Genomic DNA, 22,731 nt, shown 5'->3' with positions numbered 1-22,731 from the left:
AGCATGAGGCTGCTGTCGGCGGGGCTCGTCGCGGCGACCGTGCTGACGACCGTGCTGTGTGTCTGGCTGGGCCACAAGCTGTCCGACCAGCACGCGGCGGAACAGCGCCGTCAGGACATCCTGGCGGCGGCTCGCCAGTCGGCACTGAGCTTCACCTCACTCGACTACCGGCACTACGACCGGGACGGCGCCTCTGTGCTGAAGGGCGCCACCGGCGAGTTCAAGAAGGAGTTCGCCGCACAGACCGCACAACTGACGAAGCTGGTTGCGCAGAACAAGTCGGTGTCCGAGGGGCAGGTCCTGGAAGCGGGCATCGTGCGGTCCGACGCACGCTCGGCCCGGGTCCTGGTCGTGGCCGACAGCAAGGTGACCAACACCGCCGCGCCCGAGGGCCAGGCGCGCACCTACCGGCTCCAGCTCGACCTCGCGCGGGTGGGCGGCCGTTGGCTGACCTCCGACGTCGCGTTCGTGGGCTGACCCACCCGTGAGGACATCGATGAGAAGAGACACCGTGGCGAACCCGACCTCCCGCACCCGCGGCGCAGGCTCACCCGCCCGCCGCACCATGACGGCGGCCGCCCGCGCGGCAGCCAAGCGCGCCGGGCGGCCCGCACGCCCCGAGCGCGACGCCCGCCAGGAAGAGCAGACTCCGCCCGGGCGCACCCTGCTCGTCGAGCCCCCGAAGAACGGCTGGGAGGACCCGCCGGAGCCCGAGTCACCCGAGTCGTTCGAGGAGGAGCCGGAGGACGACGCGCCCCCGCGCGAGACCGGGCGGAGGGTGCTCACCGCGGTGCTGGGCGTCATCCTCGTGGCGGCCCTGGTCGCGGCCGGCGTCGTCGGGTGGCAGTACCGGCAGGGGCGACAGGCGGAGCAGGCCCGCGGCGAGGCCCTCGCGTCCGCGAGGAAGGCGGCGCCGGTCGTGCTGTCGTACGACTACCGGCACCTGGACCGGGACTTCTCCCGAGCCCGCGCCCTGCTGACCGGACACTTCCGCGACCAGTACGGCAAGACCACGAAGGCAGTGGTCGCGCCGACCGCGACGAAGTACCACGGCGTGGTGAAGGCGACCGTGGCCACACCCGCCGCCGGCGGCGCCCCGGCGGTCTCCGTGGTGTCGGCCGCACCGGACCGGGCCGTCGTTCTGCTCTTCGTCAACCAGGTCACCCGGAGCACCCAGGCCCCGGGGCCCCGGCTGGACCTGAACCGGGTGCGTATGACGCTCACCCGCACCTCCGGCGGCTGGAAGGTGAGCGGCGTCGACGCCCTCTGACCGGGCCCGCGAAGGGTCACCCGAACGGAGGCCCCCCGTTGTTACGGAAGCCCTTGGGCCGTTCGGAGGAGTTCAGGCAGCGAGACGGCCAGGAATCTCACTCACCGTCAGCTCCCGTTTCTCCTGCTCTCGGCATGATTCCGAGCCGGAGGCAGGGCCGACACCCGGGCCCCTCCCCGGCATCAATGGCGCATACAAGGGACAGTTACCGGTATATCTGCGCTTTGTAACGCGAATCCTGTCCTAGCTCTGGTGTCTCCGCAAAGGACCACAGTGTGGGGTCCTCGGCACCTAGCCGGGAATTTCGGACAGCACGCCCGGCTCAGACCAGGGTCGGCGTGCACGAACGTGAGGTGACAGATTCATGTCTGTTTCTCGTACGACGGTCCGCCTGATCGCCACCTTCGTGGCTACGGGCGCACTCGTCGGCGCGGCCGCCATGCCGGCTCTGGCCGCCGGAGCCGGCCATGACCGCGACAACGGGAGGGGCTACTCGCACAGCCACGGAAGCGACCGCCACGACGACGGTCGCTTCGGCGACCGGGGCTGGGACCGGGACCGGGGCGAGCACCGTGGCTGGGACCGGGACCGGGACGACCGCTGGGACCGCGACCGGCACCACGGCTGGGACCGCGACCGCGGCTGGCACCACGGCCGTGACCGGGACCGGCACCACGGCTGGGACCGTGACCGCGGCTGGCACCACGGCCACCGCTAGACCGCCCTGGAGGCTGTGCCGCGACGCGGGGGCCCGCACCCTCTGCCACCCGTCGTCGTAGCCGGCACGGCCGCCGCACCCAACCGGAGGGCCGAAGACCGTTCTTTGCGGTCTTCGGCCCTCCGGCCACGTCCGCCTGTCGTACGCGCCGGCCCTCGTCCCGCCGCGCGTGCGTGTTCCGCAGGTGGCGGGCGTGCGCTGTCACCCCGCCACGACGCCGAGGTTCGGGCCGGCGATGGACAGGTCGCCGCTGAGCCGGGCGGCCTGTGAGACGGTCACGTTCTCGAAAGTGATGGTGCGGGTGGGCGCGGTGGAGCGGGAGAGCCAAGGGGGCAGCGCGTCGGGCGTGACGGTGACGCTGCGGTCCGCCGGGAGCGGAGCGCCTCCCAGGCCGACGAGTGTGCCGCTCAGCTTCTGGACGTACAGAGTCACCACGTCCTCGCCCTTGACCGTGGACGTGGTCGCGGGCCCGGCTCTCAGTCGCACCGCCGAGCGGCCGCGGCCCGCCGTCAGATCGAGGTCGCCGAGGTCCAGCGACCGTGCGGTGAACTTGAGTACTCGCTGGGACCCGGCCGCGGTCCTGAGGACGGCCACGCCGCGGAAGGCACCGCCGTGGAGCACGAGTCTGTCGGCACGCAACACCCAGGGGACGTCCGCCGCACGGTCCGGTGGGCGGGCGGCCGGCGCGGCGCCGGCCGCCGGTGGCTCGGACGTGCGGATGCCGCCGGGGGCGAGCAACGCCTTCGAGGCCGTGGGCATGGCGAGCTGCAGGGCCAGGGAGAGGGCGGCCACTGCCGACGCACAGACGAGGGGCCGCAGCAGCCGGCCGGCCGGGCGGCGCTTCACCGCACTGCTCGGACGGCAGGGATCGCACCCCGGCCCGCTTGCCGTACAGCCGGTCAGGGCGTCACTTGCCACCGTGGTCCTGACCCGCGGGGACGGGGGGCGACGCACGGTCGGCCGCGGGCTGCGCGTCGGTGGCGCCCGTCGGAGGAATCCAGGCGCAGGCCAGGGATCCGCCGATCAGGCCGGAGAGCAGCCCGATGAGGAGGCCCCCGAGATTGGCGACGGGGAAGGAGATGAGGGCGAGCAGGATGACCGTGATCCCTGCGAACACACGCGACTGCCGGTGGAACCACAGGGAGACGGCGAGGGTGACGAGGAGAACCCCGATGATCAGCGACCCCGCGCCGGCCGAGGTCGACAGTGCCAGGGGGACGGCGCCGAAGTCCAGGCGGGCGTAGGGAAAGTAGATGATGGGCAGACCCGCCGCAAAGGTGAACAGGCCTGCCCAGAAAGGCCGTTCTCCTCGCCAGGTCCTGAATCTGCGTCGGGCGTCGGCGGCGACGACGCGCACGTTCTCGCGTCTGCCGATTCGCTGGAAGAACACGTGAGCTTCCCTGATGTTCGGCGGGAGGGAGTGCGCGGCGAGCGGGGCCGGAAGGCGCGTGCTTCGTGCCGGCGGATCAGAAGCACTCGTGGCGGCCTTGCCTGAGTTGCACATCGAGGTCCGGGACGTTGAACGTGGCGGCCGAGACGGCGACCGTGGTGAAGTGCACGTCGGTCAGGGAGACCGAATCCGCCTGCTGGGCAAAGCCGTTGGGGTCGAAGAACCGGGAGTTCCGGTCCCCTCGGCTGATCGGGCCCTTGCTGACCGCTCCTGTCGCCACGCCGATGTCGAGGTCGTCGAAATTCGCCTGACTGCTCGACAGGGCTGTCGCGTCGAGGAACAGGTTCCTCGCTTCGACCCGGCGTTGATCGCCACCGGTGATCTTCAGCGTGTACGGGCCCAGGACCGGGATCGTGACCACCACGGACTGGCACAGCCCGCTGATCTCCGCATGGCTGGCGCCGGTGACGACGACCGGCACGAGGGTGCCCTTCTTGGTCACGTCCACCGTGCCGTAGATGGCCAGACCCCGGACGTCCAGAGTGTCCAGGGACACCTGGAACTTCTGGCCGGAGATGAGGAACGACACGGCCAGCGCTCCCTGGGCCATGGCGATGCCGAGTGCCGCGGCGGTCACGGCACTCGGGACGAGAATGCAGGCGAAGCGCTTCCAGGAGGTCCTGCCTGCACTGCGCAGCATCCCGTCTCCTCCGCTCACATGTGGGCTCGCCGATGCCGGACAGGGGTGGTCGACGTCTCTCTCTAGTGGCGGATCCTAGGCTTCCGGGCAGGGCAGCCGACGGTACGTCAGGTCGGCCGGACGGGTGAGTCGCCTTCTGTTGCACCATCCGGATGACCCGCGGCGCGGTGACGCCGACGGCGTCTCCGGTCTGCCGGCCGCGGCCGAGCGGACAGCCGGTCACGGCCGAGCGACCGGCCGGTCGCTGACGGCCGGAGCGCTTCATGGGGAGCGTCCGGCGGTCTCCTCCCGGGCCGGCCCTTCGCCGTGTCCGAGGTGCGGCCCGCGTGGCGGTGGAGTCCACACGGGCCCTGATCACCCTCGCGGTGTCGATTGCGTCAGTCGCCGGCCGGGACGATCGTCCAGGGGCGCATCAGGTCGTCGTCCTCGTGCTCGAGGAGGTGGCAGTGGTGGATGTACGTCGCCGGGAGCTCGGCGCCGCTTCCCGGGATCGACGCGATCTCCTCCGTCGGCGGGACGAATTCCTGGATGATGATTCTGGTCACCATCTGCGCGGGGGCCTTGACCGTGTCCTTGTAGGACAGCGCTTCGTCCGGGTCCGGGGGGATCGGCGGGCCGGTGAAGTAGTCGGCCACGGCCGGGTGGTCCTCCGCCTTGCGGCCGCCGTCGATCCACTTGTCGTAGTCCTTCTGGTAGGCGGCCGCGTCGAACGGCTGCCTGTCCAGCACCTGGAAGTTGACGAGGTGGACATGCATCGGGTGGGCGTCGTGATTTGGATTGATGTACTCCCAGATCTCGGTCGAGCCCTCCTTGATGAAGTCCTGCGACGGCTCCATGTAGGGCACCGCGTTGAACGTCATCGTCCTGAAGAGCTCCTTCTGGTACACGACCCATTGCCGCCGACGCGTGTGCGGTTTCGGCTTGATGGCCGGGACCGACCGCAGCTTGAGCTTCTCGGGCGGCGTCGAGTCGTCCCGGCCCCCGGACAGTGGCTTGCGGACCCGGAATCGCATGATGTCCGCGATCTCCGGTCCGCAGCCGGTGATGCCGGGGAAGTGGACCTGCGTTCCCGGGTAGTTCGTCAACGTGACGTCCTTGCCCGGGGGAATCTGACTGAAGTCGACGATCAGGTCGTACCGCTCGGCCGGACTGATCAGGAAGTCCAGCATGTGCAACGGAGCCCGGAGGCCACCGTCCGTGCCGATCAGCCAGAACGGCAGTTGCGGCTGGGGAAGTACACCTCGGGGAGTGTCGAACCTCAGCCGCCAGAATCGCTCGTTCGAAGCGTTGAGGATGCGCAACCGGTAGCGTCGCGGCTCGACGTCCAGGTAGGGGTACGCCTTCCCGTTGACGATCGGAGTGTCCTCGCCCTCCCTGTCGACCATGGTGTAGGCGAGCGAGCCGTTCGCGTTGAAGGTCCGGTCCTGCAGGATGAGGGGGACCTCGAACTCACCGCGCGGCAGCCCGAGCCGCTCGTCGGCGGGATCACGGATGAAGTAGAGACCGGCAAGTCCCGCATAGACGTTGAGAGCGCTCATCCCCATGGCGTGATCGTGATACCAGAGCATGCACGAATGGTCGTGGTTGGTGTAGGCGTACATCGCTTCGTTGGGCTCGACCCGGCCCGGCTCCAGAGTGGTGTAGCCCTCGGCGTGAAAGCCCTTCGGGCTGAACGACTGCTCCGGCAGGCCGTCGGACTGCGGTGCCGTGTAACCGCCGTGCTGGTGCACGACGTTCCACACGTTGATGTCGTCGGGGAACTGCGGCATGTACTCGTAGGGAGGCGGAGGGATCGGGGCGACGACGGGCTTCTTGTCGCGAATCATGTCGATCACGGTCTGGAACATGTGGGTGGTCGGCAGCTCGTTGCGGTACTTGACGACCGTCGGGCGGTCCCTGATCGTCTCGAAGGTCGGCCCGAGATAGCCCATGCCGATCGGCTCGAGGGGACGGTGCGGATCCGTGGCCCAGTAACCCCACACGGGTGACGGATCGAGATCCCGGTGGAAGCGCCACGACCCCTGCCGCATCGTGAACTCGTAGTAGTCGGCGCCCGGATAGGCGGAATGATCCGGGACGGCCGTCGCCGGTCTGGGCAGCGGGTCGACGAACTTCGTCAGCGTAGGGGTGTTGGTCGCCTGGTCGTCACACCCTGCCGGCGGGTGAGCCGACGTCGCGTACGCCCGTGCCCCCAGGACACCCCGTGGAAGCATGGCCGCGGCCCCCATGGCACCGCCCATGAGGAATTTCCTTCGCTCGATCATCGTCTCCAGCTCTCCCTCGCCTCATGTGACGGTCAAGGGATACAGGGCTGGTTCGAAACGCCACCGAAGCGCACCGGACCGGTCCGGGAAAAGCCACTCATTGAGCCGATCTCGGCCCCAATTCCATATACATCGACATTGGAAACCGATCATTTTGGGATGGGAACCTGATGATTATCGACAGCCCTCATCGGATTTATCTGCGTTTCGTGTGAGCCTGTGGATATTTTTCTTCTTCTGTCGGCGGAGCCGGCTGCCGATCGGCCGGCGGTCGCCCGTCACCCGCCCGCGGGTCAGGGCAGTGCCGGGCCGCCCGTCGGGTCCGTGCCGCCCGGAGTCGTGCGGCTGCGCTGTTCGACCCACTGGCGGAGTTCCTCGTCGCCCACCTGCTCGATCGCGGCGAGCAGCTCGCGGCGGGCCGTCCCGTCACGGTCGGCCTCCGGCAGGAGCCGGTAGCGGTTGACGGCCCGGCGGAGGGTCTCGCGGGACTGTGCCGCGAGGACGTAGCGGGGGCCGTGTGCGAAGACCTGGCGGAAACCGGTGAAGAACAGGGCGCCGCCCGCGATGATCGCCGTCAGCCAGGCCGGGGCGTGCAGGCCCGCCGCGACCACCGTCGCCGAGGACGTCGCCAGGGCTCCCAGTTCGGACACGCGGTACCACAGGCGCGCCGAGTCGCGGACCCGCTCGTAGAAGGCCAACTCGCCCTGAGCCAGGGCGAGTACCGGATCGGGAGCTTCGGACCAGGCGATGGCGTCTGGCGGCTGTCGGCGCATGGGTACATGGTGTCCTCGTGCCGCCCCACGGGAAACACCCCCCGTGCCCTCACCCGGCGGGAACCCCGCGATGAGGGCACCGTCACCGCACGCGCCGGGGCTCCCGGGTCAGCACGTACGACTCCCCCGCGAGTCGGATCCGGTCGTCGCCGTCCACGTGGCAGCCCAGGCGTGCCGGAAGGCCGCGGAGATAGGCGACGGCGGGGGCGGTGAGGCGGATCCTGCCGTCGCCGAGCTGCGTGATGCCCGCGGGCGCGTCGAGCGCGGCGAACCAGGCGGCGTGCTCCCGGCGCACCTTCGCGGTGTACGTGCCGTCGCGATCGGTCTCCTGCTCCAGGGCGAACAGGACGTCCCCATAACGGGCGTGGTCGAGTACGGCGCGCACGGCCTCGACCACGTCCGGCAGGCCCGTGCCCACCTCGTCGGTGGCGAAGACGCGGACACCGGGGCGGACCCGGGCGTACGCGGACCAGGCCCCCGCGCGGGACGGGATGACGTAGCCGACCGGGAACCCTCCCGGGAGCCCGTCGTCCACGCAGACGTACACGATCTCCGCGACGTCGCTCCGCTCCTGCGTGAGGAACAGCCTCCGCCGCTTCAGCTGACCCGTGAGGGACCGGTCGATGACGGTCACGTTCGTGTTCCTTCCTGGTCGGGAGGCGGCGGCCGTTCCCCCGGTCCACGGCCGCCGCACTTGCACACCCTCGCGGAAGACGCTGCAATGCCGGTGAAATTCTGATGATGCGCGGAGCGGAGGCTTCGGGGTGGGCTCGGAATCCCGTCGACGGTTACGACTCGCGGTGCTCGGGCCGATGCGGGCCTGGCGCGACGGCGGACAGCTGGCCCTCGGGCCCGTCCGGCAGCAGGCCGTGCTGGCCGCGCTGGCGCTGCGTCCGGGACTCCTGGTGAGCCGCGAGCAGTTGCTCGACGGGGTCTGGGGGGAGAGTCCGCCGCAGTCCGGCCGCAAGGTACTGCCCAGCTACGTCTACGGGCTGCGGCAGACGCTCGACGAGAACGGCACCGCACCGGCCGACTCGCTGATCCGCGGGGAGCGGGGCGGGTACCGCCTCGTCGTCGACGGGGTCCGGCTCGATGTGGCGGAGCTGGCCGAGCGGGTCGACGAGGCCCAGCGGGCGAAGGCGTCCGGCGACCCGGCGACGGCGGCGGACCGGCTGTCGTCGGCCCTCGCCCTGTTCGACGGCGAGCCGCTCGCCGGACTGCCGGGACCGTACGCCGATGCCGAGCGGCGGCGGCTGCTGGCGCGGCTGCGCACGGTTCGGCTGGAACGGCTCGAATGCCTCGTCCTGACGGGCAGGTTCGCCGACGCCCTGGACGAGCTCGCCGCCCTGTCCGCGACCGAACCGGCCGACGAGTCGCTGGTGGCGCTGCGCATGCGTGCCCTGTACGGCAGCGAACGTCAGGCGGAGGCGCTGGGCGTCTACCAGGACATGCGCGGGCGGTTGCGCGAGGAGCTCGGCGTCGACCCCGGTGACGAGCTACGCCGTGTGCACGAAGCGGTGCTGCGCCGGGACGACGAACGCCTCCTCGGCCGAGCCGCGGCCCGCACCACCGACGTACCCGGCGCCGCACAGCAGGTCTCCTCGCCCCGCCGCACGGTCAACGACCTGCCGGGCGACTCGGGCCGGCTGATCGGCCGGGACAGGGAGCTGGCGCAGCTGATCGCGCCTGGCGCGCCCGGTTCGGTGTCGGTCGTCACGGTGGACGGTACGGCCGGGGTCGGCAAGACCGCGCTCGTCGTGCGCGCGGCCCGTGAGCTCAGCGGCCGCCACCCGGACGGCTGCCTGTTCGTGGACCTGCACGCGCACAGCGCGCAGCGGCGGCAGGCGCCGGAGCGGGCCCTGCAGCGGATGCTGCGCAGCCTCGGCGCGGCGAGCGGAGAACTGCCGGGCGACCTCGATGAACTCACCGCCGCCTGGCGCGCGGCGACCAGCCCGCTGCGGCTGCTCCTCGTACTGGACGACGCCCTCGACGCCGACCAGGTACGGCCGCTGCTGCCCGCAGGGGCGGGCAGCAGGGTGCTGGTGGCCGGCCGGCGGCGGCTCGCGGAACTGGACGCCGACCGCCGGGTCACCCTGGAGCCCCTGGAGAGCGGGGACGCGGTGTCGCTGCTCACCCACCTCATCGGAGCGGAGCGCGCGAGTGGGGAGCCGGAGGCGACGCGGCAGCTGGTCGGGCTGTGCGACGGGCTGCCGCTGGCGCTGCGCATCGCGGGGTCGCGGCTGCAGAACCGCCGCTCCTGGACGGTGGAGTACCTGGTGGGCCGCATGGCGGGCGACGAGCACCGGCTCGGTGAACTGAGCGTCGGGGACCGCAGTGTGGAGGCGGCCTTCCGCCTGTCGTACGACCAGCTCACGCCAGGGCAGCAGCACGGTTTCCGCGCCCTGGGTGCGGCGCCGACGGTCGAGTTCGACGTGCTGACGGTGGCGGCCGTGCTCGACGCGCCGCCCCGCGACACCGAGCGGGTCCTGGAGAGCCTGGTCGACACGAGCCTGTTGCAGGAGCCGCGGCCGGGCCGCTACCGGTTGCACGACCTGGTGCGCGTGCACGCGCGGCGGGTCGCGGAGGCCGTGCCCGACGAGGCCGCCGCTGCGCGCAGGGCCGCGTACCGGCTCTTCCTCGACGCGGCCCGGATCACCAGCGACTGGGGCCGTACCGGTTTCCCCACCGGGCCGCAGCCCTCCGGCGCGCCGTTCGGCACCTGGCAGGACGCGGAGGCCTGGCTGGACGCGGCCGGCGGGGAGCTGCCCGACGTCGTCGCGCATGCCGCGGCCCACGGCGAGGCGGACCTCGCCTGCTGGATCGCGGAGGCATTGTGCGACTACTTCGTGCGACAGGGCCGCTACCAGGAGGGCCGGACGGCGCTGGAGATCGCGCTCGCGCAGGTCGACGAGGCCGGCGATCCGCGCATGTCCCAGGCCCTGCGGAACTGCCTGGGCTACACCTGTGTCCACGAGCGCCGGTACGCACAGGCCCGCGCCTGCTTCATGGAGGCGCTGGAGATCGGCCGGCGCGACCCCGACCCGTACGAGAAGGCCCGTTCCCTCACCGGGCTGGGGGCTCTCGACCTGAGTCTGGGGGACGGTGACGGCGCTGTCCGCCATGCCGCGGCCGGGGCGGAGCTGGCCGAGCGGCTGGGCAGCGACTGGGTCGCCTCGATGGCGCTCGTCATCCTCGGCCTCGCCCACTACTTCGGCCGACGCGACGAGGAGGCGCTGGCCTGCTTCGCCGGCGCCCGGACCCACGCGGAGCGGGACGGCAGACCGCGCATGCTCGGCAGGCCCCTGAGCTGCGCCGCGGACGTCCACCTGCGGCTCGGCGACCACGGTGAGGCCAAGCGCATGCTGCGCCGGGCGGTCGGCCTGGTCGAGCAGGCCGGGGACGTCTTCCTGTGCGCACGGAGCCTGACCCGGCTGGGCACGGCGGAGCTGGCCGAAGGCGACCCGGACGCGGCCGTCGCCCTCCACCACCAGGCCCTGCGTCAGCACGCGTTGCTGTCTCCCCTGACGGAACCCAGCTACGACTGGCTGGAGATGGACATCCGGTCCCGCCTGGGCCATGCCTATCTGGCGACGGGTCGCGTCCACGAGGCGGGGCAGCAGTTCGAGCACGTGCTGGCCGTGCACGCCGCCCACGCGCACGGAGCCGGGCGCGCGGGCGGCGTCTGAAGCCCGGCGGGCCGACGGAGGCGACACCGCACGCCGGCCGGGGACCGCGCACCCTGGCGGTCGGTCATGTACGCGATGTCCCGGTCCCAGTTCAGGCCTCGTCCCCGGCGATGGTCCGCACCCGGCGCACCGGGGTCGACTCGCGCACCTCCGCCACTTCGGTGGGGAGTTGGTCGCCGCGCCAGGAGATGGGGAAGTCGTCGGCTGGCGGACACGGAGAGCGTCAACGCCCGTCCGGAGAGTGGCCGGTCGGGGTGTGTCAGGGGCGTGGCACGCGGATCAGGTGGTACTCCGACGGGTCCACACGGCGGGTCCGTTCCGCGTACTCGCCCATGTATCCGGGCCAGTTGGCGACGTTGCGGCCGTCGGCCGTGCGGTACCAGGAGGTGCAGGCGGTCCATGCGGTGCCCGCGAACCGGGCCCGCAGCCGCGCCAGTCCGCGCGCCTGGGCCTCGGCACGCACGTCGAGGGCCGCCGCTCCGGTCCGCAGGGTCAGTTGCAGAGCCTTGCGGACGTAGGCGGCCTGCGCCTCCAGGAAGAACAGGATGGAGCCGCCCGAGGTGTTGGTGTTGGGGCCGTACATCAGGAACATCGACGGGAAGCCGGAGACGGTGATGCCCAGGTGGGCCTGGGCTCCGTCGGACCAGGCCTCCTCGACCGTGCGGCCGCCGCGGCCCGTGACCCGCATCGGCAGCATGAAGGTGTTGGTGGCGAAGCCGGTCGCGTAGATCACGCAGTCGACGTCATGGCGGCGGCCGTCGGCGGTGACGGGGCCCTCCGGTTCCATCCGCACGATCCGGTCCGTCACCAGTTCCGTGTTCGGGCGCCGCAGGGCCGGCAGGAAGTCCGAGCTGAGCAGGACCCTCTTGCAGCCGAAGGGGTGGTCGGGCCATGCCTTGCGGCGCAGTTCCGGGTCCGGGAGCTGCCGGCGCATGTGGGCGGCGGAGAGAGCGGCGCCGATCCGGCCCACGGTGCGGGGGTGGCGGACGCACAGGGTGATCAGCTCGATGCCGTGGTGGAGCAGCCCGCGCCAGGCCCGGCGCGCCACGGGCAGGCGGCGCAGTACGCGGGCCAGGAGGGCGGGGGTGGGGCGGTCGCTGCGCGGCAGGAACCAGTTGCCCGTCCGCTGGAAGACCGTCAGCCGGGCGGCCTGCGGGGCGATCTCGGGGACGAACTGGGCGGCGCTCGCGCCGGTCCCGATCACCGCCACGCGCTTTCCCCGCAGGTCGTACGTGTCGTCCCAGCGCGCGGAGTGGAAGCTGCGGCCGGCGAAGCGGGACAGCCCCTCGACGGCGGGGAAGGACGGCTTGTCCAGCTGCCCGGTCGCCAGCACCAGCGCGTCGGCCACCCGCTCCTCGTACGGCCCGGTCGTGTCCGTACGGCGGCTGCGGACCGTCCAGGTGCAGGTGCGGTCGTCCCAGGTGCAGGCGGTGACCTCGGTGCCGGTGACGATGCGCGGGGTGATGCCGAGGGAGTCCGCCGTCCGCCTCAGGTAGGCGAGGATCTCCGGCTGGTGCGAGAACAGGTGGGTCCAGTCGGGGCGTTGGGCGAAGGAGTACGAGTACAGGTGACTCGGTACGTCGCAGGCGGCGCCCGGGTAGCGGTTGTGGTGCCAGGTGCCGCCGGGCGCGGGCGCCGCCTCCAGCAGGGTGACGTCGTCCAGACCGTGGCGCAGGAGCTCGGCGGCGACGGCGATGCCGCCGAAGCCCGCGCCCACGACGATCACCCTCGGCCTGCGCCCGTCACGCTCGCGTCCGTCGTCCACGCGGCCAAGCTAGCCCGCCCGCGCGCCGGGCGACAGACGGCCGCGGGCCCGGGGGACCCCGGCGGCCCGGGCCCGGCCTGCCGGCCTGGTGCCTACGCCGATTCCGGTGCCTGCTCCGGCTCCCGCGCCGAGGCCGGCCCGCGAGAAGGCTCACGTACCGGGCCCGACTCCGGGGCCGGGTCCGGGCCCGGGCGCGCGGGCCGACGGCGTACGGCCAGTGTCAGCGTCGTCGCCAGCGACGCGAGCGCCATCACCGTCATCGCCGCGCCGGGCGAGGTCAGCTGGGCGACCGCTCCCGCCACCGCCGCGCTGACGCCCTGGAGGGTGAGCATGCCCGAGGAGTGCAGGCCCAGGGCGTGGCCGCTCAGCTCGTCCGGGGTCAGCGACATCAGCTGCTCCTGCTGGATGAGACTGGCGCCGAAGCCGACCGAGGCGACGGCGACGCCGACCGCCGCGACGGCCGTGCCCGGCCGCAGCGCGAACAGCAGGTACGGGGCCGCCAGGAGCAGCAGGCAGGGGATGCCGAGGCGGCGGCGGACCGCCGGCGGGACGAAGCGGCCGATCGTCACGTCGCCCACGAACATGCCGAACGCCGCGGACGCGAACAGCACGCCGGCCCGGTCGGGGGCGTACGACACGAACAGGGACTCGCAGCCGACGACCAGGCCGTTGGGGATCCACAGGAGCAGAAAGGTCGTCCGGCGCGGGGGCGAGGACCACAGGAGCGCGTTCGTGCGCCAGGTCCGCGCGACCGAGGGGCGGCCGGTGGCCCGCGGTGCCCGGCGGGCCATGCCGAGGCGGACGGTCAGGGCCGACCCGAGGTACAGGACCGCCGCGGTCGCCAGGGTCACCTGCGCGGAGAGCAGCGTGACCAGGGCGGCGCCCGTCATGTAGCCGGTGATCTGCATGAGGCCGTTGACCATGTTGAACACCGAACGGCCCAGCAGGTAGCCCTCCTTGGGGAGGATCTCGTTGAGCAGGCCCCAGCGGACCCCGCCGCCGAGCGAGGAGACGAGGCCGAGGACGGCGATGAGGGCGAAGACCGTCCAGACGGGCAGGCCGGGCGTCGCCATCACGGCCGTGCCGACGGCGAACGACAGCGCGATGCCGGTCAGGGTGGCGCGCGGCGCCAGCCGGTCGGCCGCGGACAGCAGGGTGGTCGCGCCGGCCACCTGGGCCAGCTGCGGGCCGAACATGCTCACGGCCGACAGCAGGGGCGATTCCGTCGCCCTGTACACCAGCGTGCCGATGGCCAGGCCGCCGATCGTCGAGGCCGCCGCGTGGAGGGCGGAGGAGAGGAAGAGAGGGGTGAACTCCCGGGTGCGGAAGAGGTCCGAGTAGCTGCGCATGGGCGGAGTCTGGGGCGGGCCGCGGGACGGTCGATATTGTTTCGCGCGGGGGCGAAACAACGGTCACGGACCGGACGGCGGACGGCCCCGCGCCGGGCACGGTCCGTATCCGACGGCGGACGGCCCCCGCGGGACGGTCGCGGACCGGCCCCGACGAGGGACGGGCCCGCGGGACGGTCGCGGACCGGCCCCGCCGACGGACAGGCACCACGACGGACACGGACCGGACCGCGCGGCAGACAAGCGTCACGACGGGCGGTCCCCGGAACACGGACGGGCCCCGGAACAAGGTCGGGCCCCGGAGCACGGACGGAGGGTGCGCATGGGCTGGTGGCAGGTCAACGCCGACACCCTCGCCGGCAGCCGTTTCGTGCTGTCCCCGCTCGCCGAGACCTTCGCGAGCCTGAAGACGCTGGAGTCGGGGACCGCCTCCCATCCCGGGGAGCTGCGGTGGCTGCGGACCCATCTGCCCGCCTACCGGCGGCGGCTGGCCGCCGACCCGCTCACCGCCGTACTGATCCGCTCCGGGCTCGGGCGGGAGTGGATCGCCGACTTCCTGACCCCGACCCCGTACGGCGACGAGCCCTTCGAGGTGGAGATCGCCAGGATGCGGCAGACCCCGCCGCAGGCGGCGCGCGCGCATCTCGCCGTCTCGCTCGGCGGCCCGCTGCCCGCGGCGCTGGCGGGCCGCGACGACCTGCCCGGGCGCGCCGCCGATCTCCTCACGCACGTGTGGGAGGAGTGCGTACGCCCGGACTGGGAGCGGCGGCGGCGCGTCCTGGAGGCGGACGTGGTGGCACGGACCGCGCACCTGAGCCAGGGCGGCTGGGCCGCGGCGCTGGACGCTCTGCGGCCGGGGACGCGGTGGCTCGGCGACAACCGGCTCCAGGTGAACCTCCACGAGTATCCGCCGCGGGAGATCTCCGGTGCCCAGCTGCTGTTCGTGCCCGTCACCCCGAGGGCCGGGTGGGTGTCCTGGGAGGATCCGCACCGGTACGCCGTCGTCTACCCGTGCACGGGCGTCCTCGCGGACGGACGCGCCGAGGCCGTGCCGGAGAGCCTCGGCGCGCTCCTCGGGACGGCGCGCGCCGGGGTGCTCGTGCTCCTGGACTCCCCCATGTCGACGAGCCAGCTGGTCGCGGTGACCGGGCAGGGGCTGGGTTCGGTCGGACGTCATCTGAAGGTGCTGCTGGACGCCCGGCTCGTCGAGCGGCGGCGGGCGGGGCGGTCGGTGCTGTATTCGCGGACGGCGGCCGGTGAGGTGCTCGTCACGGCCCAGCGCGACTGAGGGTCCTGTCACCGGGCGGAGTTAGCATCCGCTCATGACTACTGACCATTCTGTGCTCGACATCGAGATCGGAGCCCTCCAGGGCGGCTCCGCCGACCTCGAGCAGTACCGCGGCAAGGCCGTGCTCATCGTGAACGTCGCCTCCAAGTGCGGGCTGACCCCGCAGTACGCGGGCCTGGAGCGCCTCCAGGAGCGCTACGCGGACCAGGGCTTCACCGTGCTCGGCGTGCCCTGCAACCAGTTCATGGGCCAGGAGCCCGGCACCTCCGAGGAGATCGCCGAGTTCTGCTCGGCGACGTACGGCGTGACGTTCCCGATGACCGAGAAGGTCGAGGTGAACGGCGACGGGCGGCACGGCCTCTACGAGCGTCTGGTGGGCACCGCGGACGCCGAGGGCCACAGCGGTGACATCCGCTGGAACTTCGAGAAGTTCCTGATCGGGCGCGACGGCACGGTCGTCGGCCGTTTCTCGCCGCAGACCGAGCCGGAGTCGGCGGAGGTCGTGGCGGCGGTGGAGAAGCAGCTCGCCGCCTGACGTCGTTGACCTTGCCCCTGGGGCAGGGGGGAGCGTCCTCGTCACCGGGCGGAAGACGCCCGGTGACGGAGGTGACGAGGGGGGCGGACCGCGCCCAGGGAGAAGGGGTGCCGCCGTGGACGATGACCTGCTCACCATCGGCGCGTTCGCCGCTCGGGCCCGGCTGTCCGCGAAGGCGCTCAGGCTGTACGACCGGCTGGGGCTGCTGGCCCCGGCGCACGTCGACGAGGTCAGCGGCTACCGCTACTACCGCGTCGGTCAGGTCGAGCGGGCCCGGCTCGTCGTGCTGCTGCGCCGGCTCGACATGCCGCTCGCCCGGATCGCCGAGGTGGTGGAGGCGGAGGGCTCCGCCGCCGCCTCGCTCCTCGGCACGTACTGGGACGACGCCGAGGAACGCTTCGCCTCGCAGCGGGCGCTCGCCGCGTACCTCCGTGGACGGCTGTCCGGGAGGAGTTCGCAGATGTACGAGAAGTTCGTGGTCGAGACCGTCGAGGTGCCCGAGCGGGTGGTGCTGACGGAGACCCGGCATGTCCTGGCCACCGAGCTGCCGGTGTGGATCCCCGCCTCGCTGGGGCGGCTGGAGGAGGGCGCCCGCGCCTGCGGTGGGTTCGACGGGCCGCCCTTCGTCGTCTACTACGCGGAGGTCAGCACGGAGAGCGACGGGCCCGTGGAGGCCTGCGTGCCGGTCGCGGACGCCGACGCCGCGCGGGCGTGGGTCCGGGCGCGGGGGCGGGCCAGGGAGATCAAGGTCCGTGTCGAGCCCGCGCAGCGTCTGGCCTACGCCCGGATCCCCAAGGCACAGGTCGCCCATCCGCAGATCCACGTGGCCTTCGAGGCCGTCGAGGCGTGGATCGCCGAACGCGGACTGTCGTACGACGGCCCTTGCCGGGAGGTGTACTTCGCCGACTGGGACGCCGCCGGGCCCGAGGACCCGGTGTGCGACGTGGCGTTCCCCGTGAAGTGAGGCGGCGCGGGCCGGCGGGGCGTGGGCCCCGCCGGGTCAGCGCATCTCCTCCGGGCAGGGCGTGCCGCGGGGCAGCTGGTACGGCGCGGCCAGGTGGTAGGTGCCCGGCTTCGGGGCCAGCAGTTCCGTCCACTTGTCGCCCGCCGGGGTCTCCTCGGTCGGCATCAGGCAGCCGTTGAGGTTGTCGTACGTCCTGGGTGTGCTGTCCTCACGGTGCTTCGACTCGTCGGTCTCCTGCGGGGGCTGCACGCTCTTGCCCTTGTCGTCGACGATGCTCAGCCACGGCGAGTAGGGGACGCGGATCAGGATGCGGCCCGCCTTCTTCACGTCGATCGTCATCTCGCCCTGTTCGGCGCGCTCGACGACGGCGTCGGGCTCGGCGAGCTGGACGGGGTCGGTGACGGCGAACAGCTGCCAGTTCGCGTCGCCCCAGATCTGCCGCAGGTAGGGCATGCCCCGCTGGACGAGCTGGCGTTCGCGTTCCCCGCCGTCGCCGTCGGGCTCGTCCTTGGGCAGCACGACGTAGTGGACGGCCCAGCGCTGGAGCCACTCGTGGTAGTTCGCCGAGTTGAGGGTGTCGTCGTAGAAGAGCGGGTTGCGCTCCATGTCGGCCTGGCGGTTCCAGCCGCGGGCGAGGTTCACGTAGGGGGCGAGGGCGGAGGCCTCGCGGTGGGACCGGGCGGGGACGACCTCGACGCGGCCCTTCTCGGCGCCCACCACCTGGAGCTGGTTGACGAGGGGGGCGAGCTCGCGGGCCCAGGACGCGGCCGGGGTGGTGTGGATGATGTCGTCGACCGACTTGACGCCGATCCAGGTGGTGAACCCGACGAAGGCGACGACGATCACGTACCACTTGCGGGAGCGCGGCACGGTGAAGGGCAGTGCCGCCAGCAGGGCGACGCCCCCGAAGAGCATGGCCAGGCGGGTGATGTTGGAGCCGATCTGCGAGCTGATCAGCCAGACGAGGACGACGGCGGTGCCGTACACGGCCGCCGTGATGCGGACCGTCGTCCACTCCTTGGGGACGAGGAAGAAGACGAACCCGGCGTACAGGAACGGCAGGATGACCGAGTAGATGGTCATCGGCTGGGTGCCGGAGAAGGGGAACAGCCAGGCCGACACCGCCACCACGATCGTCGGGGCGATCCCCAGGGCGTAGGCGCCGGGGCGGCGCTTCTGGAGGAAGAGTGCGACCGCGACCAGGCCCACGAACAGTCCGGCCACCGGGGACGCGGCGGTGGCGAGCGCGGCGAGCGGCGCCGCGCACAGCGCCTTCGCCCAGCGTTTGTAGCGCCAGCGGTAGGGCCAGCAGAACACGACGGCCGTAGCGGCGAGCGCGAACACCATGCCGAGGCCGTAGGTCACACGACCCGAGATGGCGTTGCACAGCAGCGCGAAGATCCCGGCGAGGGCCGGCCACAGCGGATTGCGCACCGCACGGCTGCGGATCAGGATCAGCATCAGCAGGCCGGCGGATATCGTCCCCGCGATCATCATGGTCGTGCGGACGCCGAGGACGGACATCAGGTACGGCGACACCACGCTGTACGACACCGGGTGCATCCCGCCGTACCAGGCGAGGTTGTACGCGGAGTCCGGGTGACGCCCGACGAACTCCGCCCAGGCGTCCTGCGCCGCCAGATCCCCACCGCTGTTCGCGAACGTGAAGAACCAGACGAGATGGAGCACACCCGAGAGGACGGTGGCCAGGGTGACGGGGTGCCGCAGGAAGCGGCTCAGCCGGGTGCCGTGCTCCTGCTCCCGGGCGCCGGGGTCGTCACCGGCCTCCTCGGCTGTGCGGGCGCGCAGCGATATTCGCGGACCCGTGCCCGGGCCCGGATCGGCGTCGTCGGCGTGTGTCGGCTCCGCTGTCGCCACTGCAAGGCACTCCCCGTGTCCCGTTTTCCGTTCTCGTCCGGGACCCGCGGCCCGCGGCGAGCAGCCCCGACTTCGCGACGCTAGCACGCACCCCGCCGGGTGGCGCCCGGGTGGGGCGCCGTAGGCGGGGTGCGGGGCGTGTGCTCGTATCCGGAATACGTCACCGACACGTACGCGGGTACGTCATCGGTGCGTACGTCCGTCCGGGCGACGGGGGCGGCTCAGCCGACGCGCGTCAGCTTCGCGCCGAAGCCGGGTTCCGCGAGGTCCGACTGGAGTGCCACGGGGATCTTCACGGCCTGGCTGGACCCGTCGCCGACCGTCAGGTCACCGACGACCGTGCCGGCCTTGCCGGAGTGCGGGACCGCTTCCTTGCCCTCGCCGATCGACAGCTTCGTCTTCAGGCCCGGCCAGCCGACCGCCGTCATGTCCTTGGTGGCGACGACCGGGGTCCGGCCGCCGAGCTGGTCGTCCACGTAGCCGACGACCTGCCCCTTCTTGACCACCTTGGCGCTGGTGAGGCTCTTCTGGACCTTGTCGATCAGCTTCTGGCTGTTGACGAGCGCCAGGTGGAGGCTGTCCCAGACCTTGCCGGTTCCGGCGTTCTGGTTCATGACCGCGCCGTAGACGGTCTGGGTCTTGCCGTTCACCGTCTTGGTCGCGGCCCACACCAGGTTGCCGCCCGCGGGCGTGGACGAGCCGGTCTTCAGGCCGATCACCCCGACCTGCTGCACCAGCAGGTCGTTGTTGTTGTAGATGGGCTTGTCGAGGCCGGGGATCTTCGCGCTGGCCATCCCGACGATGCCGCGGAACACGTCGTCCTGCATGACCTCCTTGGCCAGCTTGAGCTGGTCGGTGGCCGTGCTCACCGTCGTCTTCTGCAGACCGCTCGGGTCGGTGTACGTGGTGTTCGTCATGCCCAGCTCGTCGGCCGCGGCGTTCATCTTGGCGACGAAGCTCTTGTTGTCCGAGTCCCAGCGGGCCAGCAGCCGTGCCGCGTTGTTGCCCGACGGGATCATCAGCATCTGGAGCATCTGACGCTCGGTGAACTGCTGGCCCTTCGACATCGCCGCGGTCGACTCGTCCGGCAGCTTCGACTCGTCCTCGGCCTGCTGGTCGACCGTGATCTTCTCGCCGCTCTCGTCCCCCTTGAGGGGGTGCTCCTGGAGGATCACGTACGCCGTCATGATCTTGGCGACGCTCGCGATGGGCGCGGGCGTCTGCTTGCCGTCGGTGCCGAGGCTGCCGACTCCCTCCACCTCGATCGCCGACTGCCCCTGGCCGGGCCACGGCAGGTCGAGGGAGCCTCCGTCGAAGGTGTACGTCTCGTCGGCGGTCAGCGCGAGCGACGCCGCCGGGAGCGGACGCACGGCCTGCGCGACTGCAAAGATCACGGCGAGCAGCAGGACCAGCGGGGTCCAGATCTTGACCCGCCGCACGATCGTGCGGACCGGAGTCTGCGGGGGCGGCGGCGTGTTCGTCAGCTCCGCCAGGAGGTCCAGCGGCGGCTTGGGCGGCAGCGGTTGCTGGGTGGTGCGCTCGGGGCCGACCTGCGGAAGGGCGGCGGTCGCGTCCGCGGCGGGCCTGTTGGCGGTGCCGGGCGCGGGCTCGGCGCGCCCCGGCTTCGCCTCGGCAGGCTCGTCGAGGGGCTTGAGCGCGACGAACCTGCTGGTGCGCTCGGCGGCGGGCTCGGGCTTCGCGGCCGGCTTGTCGGCAGGCTTCGCGGGGGCCTTGTCGGCGGGCTCGTCCCCGGGCTTCGCGGGGGTCCTGCCGGCACCCGGCTTGGTGCCGCCGCCCAGCTTGAGCATCGTCGTGGGCTGGTCCACGGCGGGCGGCCGCGGCGCCTTGAAGATGGCGGTGGGCTGGTCGACGGGGGGCTCTGCGGGGGCCTTGGCATCGGCCGGTGACTTGGCGTCGGCGCCGGAGCCCGCGTCGGCGGGAGCCTCGGCGTCCGCCGACGGCTCGGAGCCGTCCGAGGACCTGGCGTCGGCGGCGGCGTCACTGCCGGTGGAGGCCGCGGCCTCGGCGGGAGACTTCTCCTCGGTGGAGTCGGCGGGAGCGTCGGCGTCGGCCGGGGACGTGGCGTCCTCCGGAGAGTTGGCGTCCTCCGGGGCCTCCGCGTCCACGGCAGGCTTCGCGTCCGCAGGGACCTCCGCGACCGCGGAGTCCTCCGGCGAGTCCTCAGGCGCGCTCATCGGGCGCCCGGGGGCGCCGGTCCCGTCCGGGCGGGCGGCGTCCGCCCCGGACTCGGACTCGGCCGTGTCGTCGGCGGTCGTCTCGTCGTCGGCGGCCGTGCCGGACACCACGTCGTCCCGGGGCTCGTCCCCGGACGTGTCGGTGGCGGTGCCGGTGTCCGTGTCGGCAGCCGTGTCCGCGACCTCCTCGTCGGCGTCGGCACCCGTCGCTGACGCTTCGTCAGCGTCCACGGAGTCGGCCTCGGAGCCGGAGCTGGAGCCCGAGTCCGCGTCCGCGTCGATGCCGGCGTCGGCAGCGTCGTCGGAGCCCGCGTCGACGCCATCGTTCACAGCGTCGTCGGCGTCGTCGGCGGCACCGCCGGCGTCTCGCCCCGCCTCCCCCGCCCCGGCCGATGCCCTGGCCCCGGCGGGCCCACCCGCTCCCGCCGGCGCCTCCTCGTCCGTGCGGGCCACCCACGCGGCCACGGCCGCGCGCAGCCGGGCGTCACCCGCGGACCCGGCCTCGCCGGACCCGGCGGCCTCGTCGGCGGCGTCCGTGGAGTCCACGGTGCCCGGCGACGCAGGAGCCGGCGCGGCAGCCGACTCGGCCTCCGTCACCGCCCGTTCCGCCGTGACCGCCTTCGTGGAGAACACCGCCGTCGCCTGATCCACCCGTACCGTGGCCGCCCTCTCGCGGGCCATCGCCACGCGGGGGTCGGCCGAAGCCGGAGCCGTGGACGGACTCGACGCGGCCCCGCGCGCCGGACCCGGAACCGCAGCCGGGGTCACCGGCGTCGGTTCTGCCGACGGCGCCGACGATTCGTGCTGCTTCGACCTGTCGGGGGACTCGCCCGCCACCGATGCCTCCTCCATGCGACGCACGCCCCGTGCGTCCAACCCAACCGTTGCCCGTTGAACCGCCGCCCGAACACCGCTGTCCGAACCATGTACCAGTGTCCTGTGTGAGGGCTTGGCCCCTGTGGTAGACGAGAACGACATACCTACTGGTTCCACTGCATTCCGGTCACGCACCCTCGACAGACCGATGTGAGAGGGGTCACCCTGTCATTCATCCACGCGGGGAGGCATGGATGGGCAGGAGCCGCAGAACACTTCCGGAGGAGCTTCTGCTGCTGGCGTTGGACCCGACGACGGGTACCACCGCACAGCCGCAGTCGCTCGACCTCGGTCTGGCCGGAGCACAGCTAGTGGAGCTGGCGCTGGCCGGACGGATAGCCCCAGACGGGGATCGTATCGCCGTGGTGGCGCCACGGCCGACTGGAGATCCAACACTGGACTGTGCGTTGGAGTTGCTTCGCCGCCGCGGAGCACCCGTACGCGCGGTCAACTGGATTGGCGGACCCCGGCTGGGGCTGCGCCAGACCTACCTCTCGCATCTGGAGAGGTGCGGCATGGTCCATGCCGTGGCCGGCCAGATGTGCGGGGTGCTGCCGACGACTCGCTACCAGGCGACGGACACGGCGATCAGCCGGGAGATCAGGTCCCGGCTGGACAGTGCGATCCGCACCGGCGTACCGCCGGACCCGCGGACCGCGGCGCTCGCCGCGCTGGCCCACGCGGTCGGACTCGGCAAGCACCTGTACCCGGGGAACGAGGGACGCTCGTCCCGCTCCCGGCTGCGGGATCTGATCAGGCATGACCCCATGGGCGGTCTCGTGGCCCACGCGGTCATGGACGTCCAGAACGGCGTGGCCGCTCAGCCTCGCCGCAACCCGGCACCGGCAGGCCGCCCGGCCACCGCCGGGGTCAGGTCCGCGCCGGAACCCGCCCGCGGTGTTCCGATGCAACCGCGCCGCGGTTCCATGGCGCGCGCCGTGGTGCACTGAGCCGCAGTCCCACGGCACCCCACAGCAGGACCAGCACCGCCGGAACCACCAGCACCGCCAGAACCTCAGCGCCGCACCGCAGTCCCCACGACCCGGTTCGGGAGCCGCTGGCTCGCGCGGGGCGATGAGG

Annotated in this window: 18 protein-coding genes; 8 read left to right on the top strand and 10 right to left on the bottom strand. The window is 72.3% G+C overall.

Annotated features, from left to right (window positions below):
• Positions 1-3: 3 nt before the first annotated feature.
• From ACZ4IF_RS18820 to ACZ4IF_RS18810, 3 genes are all read left to right on the top strand, one after another.
• Positions 4-477 (top strand): hypothetical protein, encoded by a 474-nt coding sequence (locus ACZ4IF_RS18820; RefSeq protein WP_467564181.1) that lies wholly within the window; start codon positions 4-6, stop codon positions 475-477.
• 19 nt (positions 478-496) lie between these two features.
• Positions 497-1,270: a hypothetical protein gene (locus ACZ4IF_RS18815; RefSeq protein ID WP_467564179.1), complete on the top strand. Its 774-nt coding sequence runs from the start codon at positions 497-499 to the stop codon at positions 1,268-1,270.
• 364 nt (positions 1,271-1,634) lie between these two features.
• Positions 1,635-1,988: a hypothetical protein gene (locus ACZ4IF_RS18810; RefSeq protein ID WP_467564177.1), complete on the top strand. Its 354-nt coding sequence runs from the start codon at positions 1,635-1,637 to the stop codon at positions 1,986-1,988.
• 201 nt (positions 1,989-2,189) lie between these two features.
• Here the strand turns inward: ACZ4IF_RS18810 and ACZ4IF_RS18805 are convergent, their stop codons facing one another.
• The 6 genes from ACZ4IF_RS18805 to ACZ4IF_RS18780 all read right to left on the bottom strand — a co-directional run bounded on the left by ACZ4IF_RS18805 (position 2,190) and on the right by ACZ4IF_RS18780 (position 7,749).
• Positions 2,190-2,834, bottom strand: coding sequence for a hypothetical protein (locus ACZ4IF_RS18805; RefSeq protein WP_467564175.1), 645 nt, complete (start codon positions 2,832-2,834; stop codon positions 2,190-2,192).
• Positions 2,835-2,895: 61 nt separating this feature from the next.
• The gene (locus ACZ4IF_RS18800; RefSeq protein WP_467564173.1) at positions 2,896-3,378 is read right to left on the bottom strand and encodes a DUF6114 domain-containing protein; all 483 of its coding nucleotides are present in this window, start codon (positions 3,376-3,378) and stop codon (positions 2,896-2,898) included.
• A gap of 76 nt (positions 3,379-3,454) precedes the next feature.
• Positions 3,455-4,078 (bottom strand): DUF6230 family protein, encoded by a 624-nt coding sequence (locus ACZ4IF_RS18795; protein WP_467564171.1) that lies wholly within the window; start codon positions 4,076-4,078, stop codon positions 3,455-3,457.
• Positions 4,079-4,455: 377 nt separating this feature from the next.
• On the bottom strand, positions 4,456-6,342 hold the full coding sequence (locus ACZ4IF_RS18790) for a multicopper oxidase family protein (RefSeq protein ID WP_467564169.1): 1,887 nt from the start codon (positions 6,340-6,342) through the stop codon (positions 4,456-4,458).
• Between the two features lie 293 nt (positions 6,343-6,635).
• Positions 6,636-7,115 (bottom strand): SLATT domain-containing protein, encoded by a 480-nt coding sequence (locus tag ACZ4IF_RS18785; protein WP_467564167.1) that lies wholly within the window; start codon positions 7,113-7,115, stop codon positions 6,636-6,638.
• Positions 7,116-7,197: 82 nt separating this feature from the next.
• Positions 7,198-7,749: a hypothetical protein gene (locus tag ACZ4IF_RS18780; RefSeq protein WP_467564165.1), complete on the bottom strand. Its 552-nt coding sequence runs from the start codon at positions 7,747-7,749 to the stop codon at positions 7,198-7,200.
• 178 nt (positions 7,750-7,927) lie between these two features.
• Between ACZ4IF_RS18780 and ACZ4IF_RS18775 the strand changes: the two genes are divergently transcribed.
• The gene (locus ACZ4IF_RS18775; protein ID WP_467564163.1) at positions 7,928-10,801 is read left to right on the top strand and encodes an AfsR/SARP family transcriptional regulator; all 2,874 of its coding nucleotides are present in this window, start codon (positions 7,928-7,930) and stop codon (positions 10,799-10,801) included.
• A gap of 259 nt (positions 10,802-11,060) precedes the next feature.
• On the opposite strand, the gene ACZ4IF_RS18770 is transcribed toward ACZ4IF_RS18775, so the two are convergent.
• Positions 11,061-12,566, bottom strand: a complete 1,506-nt coding sequence (locus tag ACZ4IF_RS18770; RefSeq protein WP_467564161.1) for a flavin-containing monooxygenase — start codon at positions 12,564-12,566, stop codon at positions 11,061-11,063.
• A gap of 92 nt (positions 12,567-12,658) precedes the next feature.
• Positions 12,659-13,915 carry an MFS transporter gene (locus tag ACZ4IF_RS18765; RefSeq protein WP_467564159.1) on the bottom strand — a complete coding sequence of 419 codons (1,257 nt, stop codon included), beginning with the start codon at positions 13,913-13,915 and terminating at the stop codon, positions 12,659-12,661.
• Positions 13,916-14,237: 322 nt separating this feature from the next.
• On the opposite strand from ACZ4IF_RS18765, the gene ACZ4IF_RS18760 reads away from it, so the two are divergent.
• The 3 genes from ACZ4IF_RS18760 (at position 14,238) to ACZ4IF_RS18750 (ending at position 16,702) form a co-directional block, all read left to right on the top strand.
• A complete protein-coding gene (locus ACZ4IF_RS18760; protein ID WP_467564157.1) occupies positions 14,238-15,203 on the top strand; it encodes an ArsR/SmtB family transcription factor in 966 nt (321 codons plus the stop codon).
• Positions 15,204-15,237: 34 nt separating this feature from the next.
• Positions 15,238-15,738, top strand: coding sequence for a glutathione peroxidase (locus ACZ4IF_RS18755; protein WP_467564155.1), 501 nt, complete (start codon positions 15,238-15,240; stop codon positions 15,736-15,738).
• Positions 15,739-15,853: 115 nt separating this feature from the next.
• Positions 15,854-16,702, top strand: coding sequence for a MerR family transcriptional regulator (locus ACZ4IF_RS18750; RefSeq protein ID WP_467564153.1), 849 nt, complete (start codon positions 15,854-15,856; stop codon positions 16,700-16,702).
• Between the two features lie 36 nt (positions 16,703-16,738).
• Here ACZ4IF_RS18750 and ACZ4IF_RS18745 read toward each other — a convergent pair whose 3' ends face one another.
• Both ACZ4IF_RS18745 and ACZ4IF_RS18740 read right to left on the bottom strand, forming a co-directional pair.
• Positions 16,739-18,580, bottom strand: a complete 1,842-nt coding sequence (locus ACZ4IF_RS18745; RefSeq protein ID WP_467564151.1) for an MFS transporter — start codon at positions 18,578-18,580, stop codon at positions 16,739-16,741.
• Positions 18,581-18,801: 221 nt separating this feature from the next.
• Positions 18,802-21,408, bottom strand: a complete 2,607-nt coding sequence (locus ACZ4IF_RS18740; protein WP_467564149.1) for a D-alanyl-D-alanine carboxypeptidase family protein — start codon at positions 21,406-21,408, stop codon at positions 18,802-18,804.
• Between the two features lie 437 nt (positions 21,409-21,845).
• On the opposite strand from ACZ4IF_RS18740, the gene ACZ4IF_RS18735 reads away from it, so the two are divergent.
• Positions 21,846-22,601: a GOLPH3/VPS74 family protein gene (locus tag ACZ4IF_RS18735; protein ID WP_095934988.1), complete on the top strand. Its 756-nt coding sequence runs from the start codon at positions 21,846-21,848 to the stop codon at positions 22,599-22,601.
• Positions 22,602-22,731: the final 130 nt, after the last annotated feature.

Source organism: Streptomyces sp. NPDC025784, from assembly GCF_055558435.1.
This window is presented reverse-complemented; position numbering and strand designations above follow the sequence as displayed.